Genomic DNA, 15195 nt, shown 5'->3' on the forward strand with positions numbered 1-15195 from the left:
GCCTCCTTTTTCGTATGCGGCCGCGGCGGTCAGGCGGCCGGATAGCCGCGCCCGTGTATTGGCCGTCACCGCTCGCGCGGCTTCGCGTCGCCCGCGTCGTCCGGGGCGACATCGACGATCACGCTCGCGAGGGTCGGCATGTCGACCGGCTTGCACAGATACGCATCGAACCCGGCGGCCATCACGCGGCGCCGGTCGGTCTTGCCGGCGTGCGCGGTCACCGCGACGACCGGCAGATGCCCGCCGCCGTTCGGCAGGCGCCGGATCCGGTCCAGCAGCCAGTAGCCATCGCCGTCCGGCATCGCGAGATCCGACAGCACGACGCTCGGCGGCTGCCGTGCCACCGCGTCGAGCGCGTCGTGCCCCGAACGCGCGGTCGATACCTGCGCGCCCATCGTTTCGAGCGCGGCCGCGAGGCTGGTGCGCGACGTCGCGTCGTCGTCGACCACCAGCACGCGCTGACCGTCGAGTGCGACCGTATTGGCCATGCCCTTCGCGCGCGCCGGCCGCTCCACCGGATCGTCGGCATCCCAGCCGGCCGGCAGCGTCACCGTGACGGTCGTTCCGCGCCCGGCGCCCGCGCTCGTCGCGACGACGTCGCCGCCGTGCAGCTGCACGATGTTGCGCACGATCGACAGGCCGAGCCCGAGGCCGCGCTTCGGCGACGTGAACGCGCCTTCCGGCCGGCTGAACGTCTCGAACAGATGCGGCAGGCGTTCCGGCGCGATACCTTGCCCGGTGTCGGCGACCGACAACCGTACGCGTTCGCCCGCGCGCGTCAGTGACACGTTGATGCGGCCGCCCGGCGGCGTGAACTTGATCGCGTTCGACAGCAGGTTCGACAGGACCTGGCGCAGGCGTTCGCCGTCCGCCGGAATCACGCAGGCCGGCATCGCATACTCGGTCGACAGCACGAGCCCGTTTGCCTGCGCCGTCGCGTCGAGTTCGCGCGCCGCGTCGCGCACGATCCGCACGAGATCGACCGGCACGCGTTCGAGGCGCAGCCGGCCGGTCGCGAGGGACGACGCGTCGAGCAGATCGGCGACCATGTGCGACAGCGACCGCGCGCTGCGGTCGATCGCATCGACCGCCTGTTGCGCGAAGCCCTGCCCGTCGGCGTTGCGCAGTACCTCGACCCAGCCGTAGATCACGTTCAGCGGCGTGCGCAGTTCGTGCGAGACCGTGGCCAGCAGCTCGTCCTTCAACCGGTTCGACGCATCGGCCTGCACGCGCGCGTCGCGAGCGCCACGCAGCGAACGCAGGTCGCGGCGCTCGCTGCGGCGGCGTTCGCCCGCTTCGCGCAGCATCAGCGACAGGCCCGTGCAATGGCCCTCTGCATCGACGATCGGCGAAGCGGCGAAGGTGGCGCGAAACCGGCCGCCGTCGTGGCGCACGCACAGTACGTCGAGTGGCCCGACCGGCGCGCGCAGGTCTGCGAACGACGCCGGCACCGCATGTCGGCGCAACCAGCGCGGCGCGATCATCGTGACGACGTCGCGTCCGCTCGCCTGCGCCGCATCGATGCCGAAGATTCGTGCCGCGGCCGGATTCCAGCTGGTGATGCGGCGCGCGGCGTCGATCCCGACGATCGCATCGGGCGACGCATCGACCACCTGACGCAGCAGCCCGTCGTCGCGCACGCCCGCGCCGACGGAAGGCTCGCGGTGCGGCGGATGCGGCTCGCCGCGGGCGTCGTCGAACGCGCGCGGACGATCGTTCGCGAGCAGCGGCTTCACGGCCGCCACCAGCACGCATTCGACGAAACCGATCGCGACGAACGTGCCGGCTTGCGCGAGCAGCGTTGCCAGCGGCGCGGCGCGCCACCACCATGCGGCGATCACGCCGATGCTGGCGACGGTCGCGACCAGACCGCCGCCGAACGACGTCAGCCATGCGGCAGCCGCCACGCCGGCATAAAAAGGCAGCGGCGCAAATGGCGCGTGCTCGCCGACAGCCCGGATCGCCCACGCCTGCAGCGCGGACGCGAGCCCGACGGCCAGTACGACCCATGCACCCTGCCGGAACAGCTCACGGGTCAGAGTCCTCATTGCATCCTTGTATCGCGCCGGCTCCCGTCGTGCGGGGGGAATGCCGCCTTTCGGCCATCCGGCATGCCGTCGAACGCGCCGGGGCGAGCTTGAGGGCGTCAGCAAAGAACGTACCCGGGTGGCGGCGCGTTCGCGGCTCGCGGCACCCGATGGCCGGCCCCCGCGCCGGCGCCCGGTGCGACCGGGCCGGTGGGGGGGCGAGTTCGCCGGGCGCGCCGCCGCGATATGTCGCCGGCCGCTTTTTTCATCGGGTTTCTGTAAAAAAGCGCTGGTCCTGACCGAATGCGTCATCACGCCGGGGCCGGCGACAAATCCGATGGCCTGTTGCTTTCACTCACGCCGCGCACATTGGAATTTTCTATTCGGCGGCACCTTCGCGGTCGTTTCGCTGTCGATGATAAATATTGCAATCAACGGAACGTGCGATGCCGTTTTTCAAAGCGGCCCGTGAACACCTATGGGTGAATCCGCCAACCGGGCGAAGCAGCGCGCAGACGGTCGCCGGCTGTCCGGCCGGTCCGCCGCGATGCGCACGCTGCTCGCCCGTATCGAGAAAATCGCGCCGACCCGCGCGAGCGTGATGATTGCCGGCGAAAGCGGGGTCGGCAAGGATATCGTCGCGCGGCGGCTGCACGATCTGAGCGCGCGACGCGACGGTCCGTTCGTGCCGATGAACTGCGGCGCGATTCCGCCCGACCTGGCCGAGGCGCATCTGTTCGGGCACGAGAAAGGCAGCTTTACCGGTGCGATCACGCAGCGTGAAGGCTTCTTCGAAGCCGCGCGCGGCGGCACGCTGCTGCTCGACGAGGTCGCGGAAATGCCCGCGGCGCTGCAGGTGAAGCTGCTGCGGGCGATCGAGTCGAACGCGATCGTGCGCGTGGGCGGCACCGAATCGATTCCGCTCGACGTGCGGTTCGTTTCGGCCACCCGTCACAATCCGGCCGACGCGGTGCGCGACGGCCGGTTGCGCGAGGACCTGTTCTACCGGCTCGCCGCGTTCGCGATCTACGTGCCGCCGCTGCGCCAGCGCGACGGCGACGTCGAGACGATCGCGCAGGAATTCGTCGACACGCTGAACGCGCGGCATCGCGCGCACAAGCGGCTGACCGACGCGGCGATCGCCGCGTTGCGCGCGTATTCGTGGCCCGGCAACGTGCGCGAACTGCACAACACGATCGAGCGTGCATACATCCTGTCGGACGAAGGTATCGACGTCGCGCTGCCGAAGCAGCCGCTGCCGGCGGCCGCCAGCACGTCGGAAGGCGCGATGGCGCTGCCGCTCGGCGCGACGCTGCACCATGTGCAGCAACGCTTCATCGCGGAGACGTTGCGTCACTTCGACGGCAACAAGCCGCGCGCGGCCAAGGCACTCGGCATCAGCCTGAAGACGCTCTACAACCGGCTCGCGCTGATGCGCGACCAGGGCGGCTCTTGAGCGGCGCGGCCCGCATGGCGCGGGCCGCGAGCCACCCGGCCACGGGGCGCGTCAGGCGACCTTGAACTGCCCGACGGTCGTCGCCAGCGCATTCGCCTGGGACTGCAGCGCGGTGGCCGCCGCCGTCGACTGTTCGACGAGCGCCGCGTTCTGCTGCACCATTTCGTCGAGCTGGCTGACCGCGCGGTTCACTTCCTGAATACCGCGCGTCTGCTCGTTCGCCGCGTGCGTGATCTCGGAGATGATGGTCGTCACGTTCGCCACGTTGGACACGATCTCGCGCATCGTGTCGCCGGCCTGGCGTACCTGCCCGGACCCGGCCGACACGCTCGCAACCGTCGATTCCACCAGCACCTTCACTTCGCGCGCGGCCTGCGCGCTGCGTTGCGCGAGGCTGCGCACTTCCTGCGCGACGACCGCGAAGCCGCGGCCCTGCTCGCCCGCCCGCGCCGCTTCGACGGCCGCGTTCAGCGCGAGGATGTTGGTCTGGAACGCGATCCCGTCGATCACGCCGATGATGTCGCCGATCCGGCCGGACGCTTCCTCGATCTTCCCCATCGTCGCGACGACGTCCGACACGACCACGCCGCCGTGCGACGCGATCCGCGACGCGGCCGCCGCGCGTTCGTCGGCCTGGCTGGCGGCGGCGGCCGACTGACCGACGGTCGCGGTGATCTCTTCCATCGACGCCGCGGTTTGCTCGAGGCTCGCCGCCGCCGATTCGGTACGCGACGACAGGTCCTGGTTGCCGGCCGCAATCTCGTTCGCGGCCGTGCGCACCGATTCGCTCGCGTCGCGGATCTGGCGCATCACGTCGTTCAGCTTGTCAACGAAGCTGTTGAACGAGCGTGCGATGTCGGCCACTTCGTCGCGGCCGGCAGCAGGCAGGCGCTGCGTCAGGTCGCCGGCGCCCGAGCCGATCGCGGCCATCGCGTGGCGCACCTGCGACAGGCGGCGGAATGCCGTCGTGGTGATCGCGCCGATGATCAGCGACGCCACGCCGACGATCACGATCAGCGTAATCAGCGACGCGGTCAGCAGCGAACGCATGCCGGCCGTCGCTTCGGCCTTGTCGAGCAGCACCAGCGCGTACCAGTCGGTGCCCGGCACGGGTTTCGCGCGCACGAGCTTCGCGTCGCCGCCGACGCCGACCTCGACCGGCGCGTTCGCCGCCGCGATCGATGCGGCGCCCAGCGAACCGAGTTCGGGCGATACGTCGGCGACCGGCTTCAGCGTGAGCTTCGCGTCCGGGTGCGCGACGACGTGGCCGCTGCTGTCGATCAGCATCCCGAAGCTCGCCGGCGTCGGGCGGATCGACTTGACGTTGGCGATCACGCTGTCCATCGACAGGTCCGCGGCGACCACGCCCTTCAGCGCGCCGTCGCGCAGGATCGGCACCGCGAACGTGACGACGAGGTTGCCGGTGCCGGCATCGACGTACGGCGGCGTCACGACCGGCTTGCCGGCCTGCGCGGCCTGCTTGTACCACGGGCGGCCGGTCGGATCGTAGTCGGGCGGGATGCCGGTCGGGTCGGAGAAGTGGAACGCCTTGTCCGCATAACCGGCATAGACGTTCGTGAAGCCGCCGGCCGCGGCCATCTGCTTGAACACCGGCAGCGGATCGGGCGTCAGCGCGGCATCCTGCAGCGACGCGATCATCCGGCTGCGGGTCGCGACCCAGTCGGCGATCCCCACCACGTGGCCGCTCGCGACTGAGACCAGGTTGCGGTCGATCGCGTCGTCGTTGTACGAGCGTGCGATGAAATAGTTGATCAGGGTCGTGGCGACGAGCGCGAATACGACGATGGAGACGCACGCGGCGAGAATGCGGGCGCGAATGGACGAAAACATGGCAACGACTCGGTAAGAGCGGGCGAACGCCCGGTGGACGAATTCACCGGGTAAACGGCAAATCGCACCACTTTCTTGAGGTCGTCGTGACGATTCAGTGAAACATATGACGAAAGGCGCCGGCGACTGTCGGCGGACCGTCAGGATGGATGGCGCGCCGGGCGCGCCGTGCGCCTGGCCCCCAACCGGCCGCCATCCGCTACAGTCGACGGCTCGGCCGCGGATCGGTGTCCGCGGGTGCCGCATCGGCGCGCGTATCGCGGTCGAGGTCGTCCTTCTGGCGCATCCGCTCACGCAGATGGCGGATCGCGAATACGTGGATGTAGTCGTGCACGCGCGCGCCGGACGACAGCGCGCGCACTTCGTCGTCGAGCATCGCACGCAGCTGATCCGCGCCGATCGCGCGCCGTTCGGCGGCTTCCTTCAGTGAATCGAGCAAATTGTCCTTGGACATCGACGGACTCCTGGCGGTCGAGGAACGAAACGGATGACGGTACTGGAAGCTTAAGACTGGATGGACGCGCGGCGTACGATGCGCCGGCGCGTGTTTGCGCGCGATCAACGGCACGTTGCGTGCCGCCGCGCCGATCCGTTTCCGGACCGGCCCCGCGAAGTTCGCGGGGCACATGGCCTGCGAACGACACCGGAAACCCTGCCACGCCACCCCGGGGCGCGGCACTGGCGACGGACGGCAGGTGGAACGCCATGCGACGCCGGTGCAGACGCGAACTTAGACCGGCCGAAATCATGCGTCAAGCAGCGCCGTGCGCGTACCGTCCATTCGTCGAACGAACGCGCCGAATCGGCCGGTCGGCCGCCACGTGTGTCAGCGGATTCCGATACGCGTCGCGCCATTTCCTGACAACGACTTCAGCACGCACCGCTTGGCAGCGCGCCGTCGCCACACGATACTGATCACATGAACCAGGCGTTCATACCGGAACATCGCTCAGCCGGCCACCGAGCCGGCACGCGGGGTTCCGCGCAGGAGACCAACCATGGCACATCGCAACTTACCGGGCCGGGACGGCCAGCGGCGCACGTCGGGCAACGCGCGCGCCCTGCCCGACCGGGCCGCGTCGGCCGGCAACCGTCCGTCCGACGACCTCGACACCTTGCTCGCGCTCGCACGCGAGGCCGGATTGCTCGTCACGCTGGACGGACAGATCGGCCGCGAAAAGTATCAGAGCGTCGCGGGCTCGGTCCTCGCATTGCAGCGGTTCGCCGCGGCACTGTGTGCGCGAAACGCGGCCGACGCGCCGGCCGCATCGGAGCCGCGTCGCAAGGCGCGCCCGGGCTGGCCGCATGCGAATCGTTTGCGCAGCCGCACGTGCAGCGCATGCGCGCCGCTGCATGTCGTTCGTCCGCATGGGCGGGTACGACGCGGCGTGGGCCGCCGGCACGACCTGCGATCGATTCTTCATACCCTCTGATCCGCGCACGTAACCGATGCGCGGCACGGGGCCGTGCAATGGGCGCGCGCACGACCCGGCCGCCACGCCGGCGTCGCGCCGTGCATCCGCCATGCTCGCCGCGATCCGTATCGAGGTGACCGCGCGCGACGACGCGCCGCTCGACGCGGCCGCGTTCCAAACCATTCGTTCGGGGAAATGAATTCGACGGGGCCACGCGGAAAGCGGACGGGGTGACTTCCACCCCGCCCGTCCTCCAAGGCAACCGTCGGTTGCCTACCCTCGTGCCAGAGAGTTCCCGGTCGGATGACGCGCCGGACAAATACGTGGCGCGACTCCTGAAACGATGTGACATGTGACGGCGGCGCGTGCGACCGTGATCGCCACTCGCATGCAGGCGCGGCAGACCGGCCGCGGCGCCGGATGTTCCATCACTGTCTCACGCGATATGCGCGGCGCTTCTGATGCAGGTCAATCCAGAACCGCTTCCACCGCCATGAGGCGCGACTCAGTCCGCGCCGCGCACCAACAGCACGGGCACTTCCGCGAGATGCGCGACCCGCCGCGCGACGCTGCCGATCAGCCACGCGGCGATGCCGCGACGGCCATGCGTGCCGACCACCAGCAGCTCGGCCCGCCAGTGCACGGCATCGCGCATCAGCGCATGGGCCACGTCGTCGCTGGTCGGACGCGTTTCGACGACGGCGCGCTTGGTCGGATTGCCCGTCGCATGGAACAGCGGGCCGACCTTCGCGAGCGCATCCTCGCCCTCCGCGCGGTATGCATCCTCGAGCGCGCGTACCGGCACGACATCCGTCAGACGAACCGCGCGATCGATCACGTACGCCGCATACAGCAACGTCGTCGGCGCCGCGAAGCCGAGGCCGACGCGCACCGCGTGCAGCGACGGCTCGCTGCCGTCGACCGCGAACATCAGCCGCTGCAGCGTGCCGTCCGACGGCCGTCCATAGGTGCCCGGCACGATCAGCAGCGCGCAGCGCGCGCGTTTCGTCAGCATGTCCGACATCGCGCCTTCGACGAGCCGCAACAGCCCGTGATGCGGATTCGCGCCGATCACCAGCACGTCCGCATGCCACGTCGACGTATCGTTCACCAGCGCGTCCGCTACCGAGCCGCCCGTGACCGACGTATCGATGACCGCCAGTTCGACTTCGATGTCGCTGTCGTCGAACAGCGCCGCGATCCGCTCGCCGGTAGCCTGCGCTTCGCGCATCATGTCCTCGCGCGCGGATGTCAGTAGCGCGTCGATGCGCGGAATGTCGGGCAGCACGAGACGCGGATTGTCGACCGCGCAAATGATGCGCAATCGCATGCCGGGACGCAGCAGCGTGCGCACGTAACGCGCGGCGGTCAACGATTCGGGCGTCGAATCGACGGCCAGTGCGATCCGAGCGAGCGTCGGGATGGGCTGGGCAGGCTGCATGGCGAAGGCCTCCGTGCGTGCACGTCGTCGCTGAACGACGACGGGCGCTTCGCGCGGTAGCGGCACGCGGCGGCCGGACTGCCGCCGCGGTCGCGGGGACCGGCGCGGTGCCACGCGAAGCGCGGACAAGCAATGCGTTCGTTCAGCATAGGCCGTCCGGCCCGCGCGTGCATGATCGCGATCAATGATCGCGAACGGTCGCGCGGCATCCTGCCCGCGCGGCTTACGACTTCGTCGGCATCGACTCGGCCGGACGGTTCGCATGGAACAGCGCGTACGCGATGCCGAGCAGCACGATCCATACCGGCCCGATCACGAGCGCGACGCGCGTGTCGGGCGTGAGCGCCATCAGCACGACGACCAGCGCGAGAAAGCCGAGCGCGACGAACGAACCGAGCGGATAGAACGGCACGCGGATCGGCAGGCGCGCGATCCTGTCGGCCGACAGCGTGCGACGAAAACGCATCTGCGCGATCAGGATCACGCACCACGTCCAGATCGCGCCGAACGTCGACACCGACGTGAGCCACGTGAACACGTGCTGCGGCGCGAGATAGTTGAGCAACACGCTGATCAGCAGCAGCGCGATCGACACCGCCACGCCGTACACGGGCACGCCGCTGCGGTTCACGCGACCGAGCGCGGCCGGCGCCTGGCCCTGCTGCGCGAGGTTATAGAGCATCCGCGCGGTGCTGAACAGGCCGCTGTTGCACGACGACAGCGCCGCGGTCAGCACGACGAAGTTGATGATGCCGGCGGCGGCGGGAATGCCGAGCCGCGAGAACGTCATCACGAACGGGCTGCCCTGCGTGCCGATCTGGTCCCATGGATAGAGCGACATGATCACGAACAGCGCGCCGATGTAGAAAATCAGCACGCGCCAGAACACCGAATTCACGGCTTTCGTCAGCGACTTCTCCGGGTTGCGCGCCTCGCCGGCCGTGAGGCCGAGCATCTCCACGCCGAGATACGCGAACATCACGATCGGCAGCGCGGCGATCACGCCATGGATTCCATTCGGCATGAATCCGCCGTGCGACCATAGATTCGAGATGCCGGTCGCGATACCGCCGTTGCCGATGCCGAACGCGATCATCAAGCCGCCTCCGATGATCATCAGCACGATCGTGACGATCTTGATCAGCGCGAACCAGAATTCGAATTCGCCATACAGTTTGACCGCGATGAAGTTCACCGAGCCCATCGCCAGCAGCGCCGCGAGCGCCCAGATCCAGTTCGGCACGCCGGGGACCCACATGTGCATGTAGACGCCGACCGCCGTGATTTCCGCCATGCAGGTGACGATCCACACGAACCAGTAGGTCCAGCCCGTCAGGTAACCGGCAAACGGGCCGAGGTAGTCGCGCGCATAGCGGCTGAAGGCGCCGGCGACCGGGTTGGTGATCGCCATTTCGCCGAGCGCGCGCATGATCAGGAAGATCGCGAGGCCGCCGAGCAGGTAGGTCAGCAGGATGGCCGGGCCGGCCGTGCGGATCGCGGTGGCCGAGCCGAGGAACAGGCCGACGCCGATCGTCGCACCGAGCGCCATCAGGTTGATGTGCCGTTCTTCCAGCCCGCGGTGCAGTTGGTCTTCTGGTTGTTTCAAATTCGTCTCCTGGCAGCCACGAGGGGCGCCGTCATTGTGTCGATGGCAATGCGCGCCCGGTCATGCCGATTTTTGAGCCGAAAACGAAATAATCCCTGGTGTCGATTTCTGAATGAGAAACGACGTGGACGCCGTGTCAATTCGGTTGGAATTGCTGCGGATTATCCGAATTTGCCAGAGCAATCTGGAAATACGGATAGCCTTTCACGGAATACACCCTGGGTCGACCGCCTGACGCGGCTGTGCGCGTGACGAGCGGCAAACGGGGGCATCGTTTTCGGCGCGAACGAACGCGCGTCGAATGTGCGCAATCTCGCGCACGGAATATGCAGGCGGGATTATAGGGAGGATCGGTAGTTTCACGCCAGGCGATTTTGAGAAAATCTATCTTCCTGCCTCGGTTGCTGTCGTATTTCGCCATGGCCAAATACAACGCAGATCAAGACGGTATCACGATCCCGCTCAAAACTGCGCCGTTACTTGAAATCCGACTGTCACGCGCGCGGTCGGAAGTCCGGACGGCTTGTACACCGGGGTTCCTGCGAACAGGTCGTAGCCATAGCCGCCGAAGCGCGTTGCTACACTGCCCTTCACGCCGATCATCGCCCCAGCCATCTGCGTACCGACCAGAGCAATTGGTTGCGGTCCCCACACACGGCCGTAATCCAATCCCGCGTAAATCGCCTGTCCGGTCTGTCCGATCGGCATCTGCAACTCATTGCGCCAGTAAAGTCCGCGTGCCGCCGCCAGCATCGTTTCGCCGTCGAACCCGCGAACGGTGTACCTGCTGCCAATCGTCAAATCGTCGATGTAGTACAGCGAGTTCCCGGTATATTGGCCGTGGATGCTCGTCACGTATCGGAACGGCTGCTTTGCGATCGCGAACGGCACGGACAGGTTCGCATCGAGTACCGCCATCTTGAAGCGGTAAGTCGGACCGCACATCGAGCACGACATCGCTTTCTCCCGGCACGTCGGCCGGAACGATCTGCATCGACACGTCTTGACTCGTAACGCGCTTCATCTGCTCCAGACCTTGTTCAAGGTCGCGCAAGTTCAGTTCGCCGTCGCGTGTTGGGAACGCGGTTTTCCACGTGCCACGCAATTTTTCATCAGCGAAACGCACGCGTCGAATCACGCCGGGAATGAGCGAGACGTTCAATGTGCCGGTCGACAGGTCCTGTTCGGGCAGCAGCACGCGTGTCGTGATGTACCCGCGCGAAAGAATGTCTTGCGACAATGCTTTGACGAAAACGTCCAGCCCTTGTTTGCCGACACATTGGCCCGTGTAGTGTTCGAGCCATTCGCGCGCGAATGCGAAACGATCCATCGGCAACGCGGATGCGCCCTGAGTTTTCAAGCCATCCGGCAGCGAATCGGGAACATCGAGCGTGAAGCGGTCAATGCGGAAGCACGGTGTTTCGGCCGGAGGCGCTGGATAGCCTGCACTCGCTGCGACGCTCGAGCGAACGGCTGGCGCGGAAACGGTTCGTTCCCGCTCGCGGGCCTCTTCCTGCTGGCGTGCCTGTTGGTCGTTGCCAACCAGCGGAACCGACTGCGCCATCGTACAAGTTGAAGCAAATAGCAACGACCCCGCGACAAGGCTACCCCCTCGGATTTGCTTCATTTATTTGATTCTCTCGATTACGCGTACCGCGTGACCATCCAGACCCCGATCAGGATGACGACAGCGCCGACGACCTGCATCGGCCGCAACAGGTGTTCGTGCAAAGCCGTGAACGACAACACCACGAGCATGGAAATCGCCACCATCGCCGGATACGCCACGCTTAGCGTTGTTTTGCGCAGCGCGAGTGCGTAAAGGAGGAAGCCGACACCGTAGGCACCTATGGCCGCCCCGCGGGCGATCCATGGCAACATGCTGGACTCACCAAGTGCGATGCCCTTGAGCGCCGCAACTCGGAGCAAGATGCTCGCGACACCGCCGAAAAAACCACTTGCGACGACGATCAGCCAGTTCACCGCGCGGCCTCCGTCACGACTGTCACATCCGGCCGGGGCGTGGTGTTAGTACGGATGTCATCGGATGCACCCGTGTTCCCGTCAAAAATCATATTGAACCGATTTGCGCCATGGAGCGCGATCAGCACGATGGCGGGAAAGACGACCGAAAAGTTTCGCGCCTCATCGCGGTAGCCGAAAAAGAAGAACAACACCAATACCGGCAGGAATGCCGCAAAAAAATAGATACGGTATCGATGTGGCGTCGCGCGCCACGCCGAGCCGAAGAAAACCGCAAGCGGTACAAGCATCAGCGGATTTTCGAGACTTGGCGTAAAGATGCCTTTACCGATCAGGTTGTAGAACGACAGGTAAGACAAGGGATTAAGCCAGAATTTCAGGTTATCCCACACGTGAAATTCGACGAAGCCACCAGCATTCGCGTCGTAGCCGCTCATGATGAAATGGCGAGTGCCCACGCAGATCACAAGTTGCAACACCAGCCAACCGACTCGTTTCGATACCGGAACGTCGCGCTCGTGCAGGAAAAATAGCGCAAGCGGAACAAGGAAGAACGTTTCCTTGTTCAGGGAGAAGATGGAAACCATCAACGTGCATGCCAGCATCCGCTTCTTCAGCAGGAAATAGCACGCACCGAGTACGCCGAGGAGTTCGAAGAAGTCGTAGTAATAGCCGCCCTGCTGAAACGTGAGCGGATAGACGAAGCCGAACGCCGCCAGAAAGCCAACGGATTGCCCGAAGTTCAGGCCGTGTAGCCTGGCTAGCCTGTAGACCAGCAACAGCGCGAACAGCGTCGACAACACGATCGCGATGTACGTCAGGTGGTAGACGAGTGCCACGATCGGTGTCCAATATTGGTCCGGCACACTCGTGAAATAGGCGTTGCGCAGCGAATCATGCCGTTTGATCGATTTGAAAAGCTTTTCCTGCTTTTCCTGGCCAAGCCGCTCGACTACCCATTTTGCGGCTCGCGGGAACGACGAGCGATAGACATACGGCTTCGGTGCCTCGCCGTTCATCATGCCGACGAGGCTGTAGCTGGTTGCAAAATCCCCTTTCTGGTCGTCACGAAAGCCCCACTTCAGCAACATGCTGTTGGTGATGTTTCCGGCGCATACGAACAACAGCACATAGACGATGGCGAAGCGGCAGAACGCCAGCACGCGGTTTCGGTTTTTTTCTGTCATAGGAACTGTGCCGCTCACGGAGCTGGCAAGAAGTGAGCGGCCAGCACGATCGCCACCATGACGCAAAGCATGCTGAAGCTACCGCGATTCTCGAGAATATGGACTATCGGATCGTCGTGCATCGCGCCACGCACCGTTGCGATCCATAGACGACCGAACAGGTAGATCAATCCGATCTGCACGAACCAGAGAAGATGCGGAATTGTGTAACGATCTACCGTTTCCGGGGCGTTGATGAACAGACCGAACACGACCACCGCAGCGAGGGAAGCACCGATGCCAAACGGCCAAAGGACTTCGAGGTCGCTCACTCGATAATCCCGACCTGCCGTCGCGCTTTTGTTACTCTGGCGCAAGAACACCAATTCGGAGCAACGTTTCACGAGTGCGAGGCTGAGAAAAGCAAACACGGAGAACGCAAGAAGCCATCGACTCACCATGATTTCCGCTGCAACTGCTCCTGCGACGATTCGGTACGTGTACAGCAATGACAGAACGACCACATCGAGTAGTACGACCGACTTCAAGCGCCAACTGTACGCGGTCGTCAGGAACAGATAGAGCGCGAACATGCCGGTGAATTCGGCCGACACCGCCAACGCCAATGCAAACGCCAATGTCAGCAGTACCGCTGCGCATGCAATGCCGTGACTGATCGACAACACCGCGCTCGCAAAGGGACGATCACGCTTTCGTGGATGTCTGCGATCACTGTCCAGATCCCAAAGATCGTTGCAAATGTAGGTTGCCGACGCGCCAAGCGACATTGACAAGAACGCCAGTGCAAGCACGCCGACTTTGTCGACGTCAAGAAATGCAAAGGCTGTCAGCAGCGGGACGAACAGCAGCAGGTTCTTTAGCCATTGGTGGACACGCAGGGCCCTGCACCACGTCAAGAACGTTGCACGCACATTCGTGAACTCGTGTTCGATGGGGACGTGGCCGCGGACATCTGCGGCGACATCAGAGGAAACGCCAGCAAGTACGGCACCTCTCGCGCCCGCCCAAACCGGCAAGTCAGCTTTGCTGTCGCCCGCATACACGAAGTCGTCGCCGATCTGCTCGCGAATGCAGGCCAGTTTCGCCTCCCCCTTGACATTCGTGTCGCCACTGGTAGCGATGACACGATCGAACAGGCCGAGATGCGTGCTCACACGCTCAGCGATCGAACAATGTGCGGCAGTTGCGAGGACGATTTTTCGACCGTTCTCGCGTTCACGGGTGAGGTAGTCGATTAGCGGTTCGCGGTACGGAAGCGTTTCCGCTCGAAAATCGGCATGCTCCGCGACCTTGGCCTTGAAGGCGGCGCGACCGCCCGCGAGCCAGAAAGGCAGGCGCAGTAGGTTTGCTGGCTTTCGCTTGACGACACGGATCACGGATTCCATCAAGGTATCCGAAACCGTCAACGTGCCGTCCAGATCAACGACGAGCGGAAGTTTTTTGGTCTCTCGCATTCTTTATGGATTGACCTTAATAGATCGGACCATCTGTTTAATAATCTTGATTTTATCTACCATTCCTCGAACCCATATTCAGATGGAATTTTACAATCGTCACCTGAAAATTTTTACCGACCGAAGCGTGGATCTCCGTAAGACTTTTTGCCATCAAACATCAAGCTATCAAATAAATTCGATAGATCTTGAAGCGCAAGACCGGCATGAATCAATCCTGCCTTTTCTGACAACTTGTCTCCTTTTATGGCCTAATCATATCGGTCGACGGCACCCCAAGTCGCACCACTTATGCTGTCGATATCTATGCTCGCCACGTCGTGGCGGTGCGGATGATACGCTGAAATTCCCCTCGATCGATAAATACGTCGAAGACACTTACGGGCTTGCCATCCATGCCATAGATGAGGCGTGCTTTTGATCCAGACTCCACGAGAAATACGTTATGTCCCTCATCTAACAGGCTGCGAGCAGACACTAAGTGAGTGTAATCACTGCTTTCGGCATCTGAATCTGCTGACGGAAACGCGCGTTCATATAAGACAGAATAAGCCTCAGCGATCGGCGCATTAAAAATATAATCATCTTCGACAGATTTTCCCAGGCAAGGCAATTTCGACAGCAGATGAAGGTCAACGCCAAGGGTTGAATTTTGCGAGCAAATTAATGTTTTTCCAATAAAAAATGCGAAGCATCCGTTTTCAAAATCTGGCGTTGACCACGAATCAACACGATCAAACCAGATCGCAAAACAGTTCGGATCACCAAAAATCAT

Annotated in this window: 11 protein-coding genes and 1 pseudogene; 2 read left to right on the top strand and 10 right to left on the bottom strand. The window is 64.1% G+C overall.

Going from position 1 to position 15195, the window contains the following annotated elements; translation table 11 throughout:
- Positions 1–65 precede the first annotated feature (65 nt).
- Positions 66–2048, bottom strand: a complete 1983-nt coding sequence (locus tag C5F75_RS23160; protein ID WP_059574411.1) for a hybrid sensor histidine kinase/response regulator — start codon at positions 2046–2048, stop codon at positions 66–68.
- A 457-nt stretch (positions 2049–2505) separates the two neighbouring features.
- Between C5F75_RS23160 and C5F75_RS23165 the strand changes: the two genes are divergently transcribed.
- Positions 2506–3483 carry a sigma-54 interaction domain-containing protein gene (locus C5F75_RS23165; RefSeq protein ID WP_059574412.1) on the top strand — a complete coding sequence of 326 codons (978 nt, stop codon included), beginning with the start codon at positions 2506–2508 and terminating at the stop codon, positions 3481–3483.
- Positions 3484–3534: 51 nt separating this feature from the next.
- On the opposite strand, the gene C5F75_RS23170 is transcribed toward C5F75_RS23165, so the two are convergent.
- Together C5F75_RS23170 and C5F75_RS23175 are read right to left on the bottom strand one after the other, a co-directional pair.
- Entirely contained in the window at positions 3535–5334 is a 1800-nt protein-coding gene (locus C5F75_RS23170; RefSeq protein ID WP_059574413.1) for a methyl-accepting chemotaxis protein, read from the bottom strand.
- A gap of 199 nt (positions 5335–5533) precedes the next feature.
- Positions 5534–5788 carry a DUF3562 domain-containing protein gene (locus tag C5F75_RS23175; protein ID WP_059574414.1) on the bottom strand — a complete coding sequence of 85 codons (255 nt, stop codon included), beginning with the start codon at positions 5786–5788 and terminating at the stop codon, positions 5534–5536.
- Between the two features lie 544 nt (positions 5789–6332).
- Here C5F75_RS23175 and C5F75_RS23180 point away from each other — a divergent pair.
- Positions 6333–6767: a hypothetical protein gene (locus tag C5F75_RS23180; RefSeq protein ID WP_059574415.1), complete on the top strand. Its 435-nt coding sequence runs from the start codon at positions 6333–6335 to the stop codon at positions 6765–6767.
- Between the two features lie 487 nt (positions 6768–7254).
- Here the strand turns inward: C5F75_RS23180 and C5F75_RS23185 are convergent, their stop codons facing one another.
- The 7 genes and pseudogenes from C5F75_RS23185 to C5F75_RS23220 form a co-directional block, all read right to left on the bottom strand.
- Entirely contained in the window at positions 7255–8190 is a 936-nt protein-coding gene (locus tag C5F75_RS23185; protein WP_059574416.1) for a universal stress protein, read from the bottom strand.
- 223 nt (positions 8191–8413) lie between these two features.
- Positions 8414–9796 (bottom strand): amino acid permease, encoded by a 1383-nt coding sequence (locus tag C5F75_RS23190; protein WP_059574417.1) that lies wholly within the window; start codon positions 9794–9796, stop codon positions 8414–8416.
- 462 nt (positions 9797–10258) lie between these two features.
- A pseudogene (locus tag C5F75_RS23200) lies at positions 10259–11423 on the bottom strand (ShlB/FhaC/HecB family hemolysin secretion/activation protein).
- Between the two features lie 17 nt (positions 11424–11440).
- Positions 11441–11779, bottom strand: a complete 339-nt coding sequence (locus C5F75_RS23205; RefSeq protein WP_059574418.1) for a DMT family transporter — start codon at positions 11777–11779, stop codon at positions 11441–11443.
- Complete coding sequence (locus tag C5F75_RS23210; RefSeq protein WP_059574419.1) at positions 11776–12966, bottom strand: hypothetical protein; 1191 nt, start codon at positions 12964–12966, stop codon at positions 11776–11778. The genes C5F75_RS23205 and C5F75_RS23210 overlap by 4 nt, the downstream gene beginning before the upstream one ends.
- A 14-nt stretch (positions 12967–12980) precedes the next feature.
- Positions 12981–14420, bottom strand: coding sequence for a UbiA family prenyltransferase (locus tag C5F75_RS23215; RefSeq protein WP_059574420.1), 1440 nt, complete (start codon positions 14418–14420; stop codon positions 12981–12983).
- Between the two features lie 304 nt (positions 14421–14724).
- On the bottom strand, positions 14725–15195 hold the full coding sequence (locus tag C5F75_RS23220; RefSeq protein ID WP_081066605.1) for an immunity 42 family protein: 471 nt from the start codon (positions 15193–15195) through the stop codon (positions 14725–14727).

Source organism: Burkholderia anthinoferrum (assembly GCF_002925705.1).
Taxonomy (GTDB): domain Bacteria; phylum Pseudomonadota; class Gammaproteobacteria; order Burkholderiales; family Burkholderiaceae; genus Burkholderia; species Burkholderia semiarida.

Coding starts and splice junctions, on each gene's coding strand:
- C5F75_RS23215 (WP_059574420.1), bottom strand. CDS start 14,420: ATGCGAGAGACCAAAAAACTTCCGCTCGTCGTTGATCTGGACGGCACG.
- C5F75_RS23185 (WP_059574416.1), bottom strand. CDS start 8,190: ATGCAGCCTGCCCAGCCCATCCCGACGCTCGCTCGGATCGCACTGGCC.
- C5F75_RS23220 (WP_081066605.1), bottom strand. CDS start 15,195: ATGATTTTTGGTGATCCGAACTGTTTTGCGATCTGGTTTGATCGTGTT.
- C5F75_RS23170 (WP_059574413.1), bottom strand. CDS start 5,334: ATGTTTTCGTCCATTCGCGCCCGCATTCTCGCCGCGTGCGTCTCCATC.
- C5F75_RS23165 (WP_059574412.1), top strand. CDS start 2,506: ATGGGTGAATCCGCCAACCGGGCGAAGCAGCGCGCAGACGGTCGCCGG.
- C5F75_RS23175 (WP_059574414.1), bottom strand. CDS start 5,788: ATGTCCAAGGACAATTTGCTCGATTCACTGAAGGAAGCCGCCGAACGG.
- C5F75_RS23180 (WP_059574415.1), top strand. CDS start 6,333: ATGGCACATCGCAACTTACCGGGCCGGGACGGCCAGCGGCGCACGTCG.
- C5F75_RS23210 (WP_059574419.1), bottom strand. CDS start 12,966: ATGACAGAAAAAAACCGAAACCGCGTGCTGGCGTTCTGCCGCTTCGCC.
- C5F75_RS23160 (WP_059574411.1), bottom strand. CDS start 2,048: ATGAGGACTCTGACCCGTGAGCTGTTCCGGCAGGGTGCATGGGTCGTA.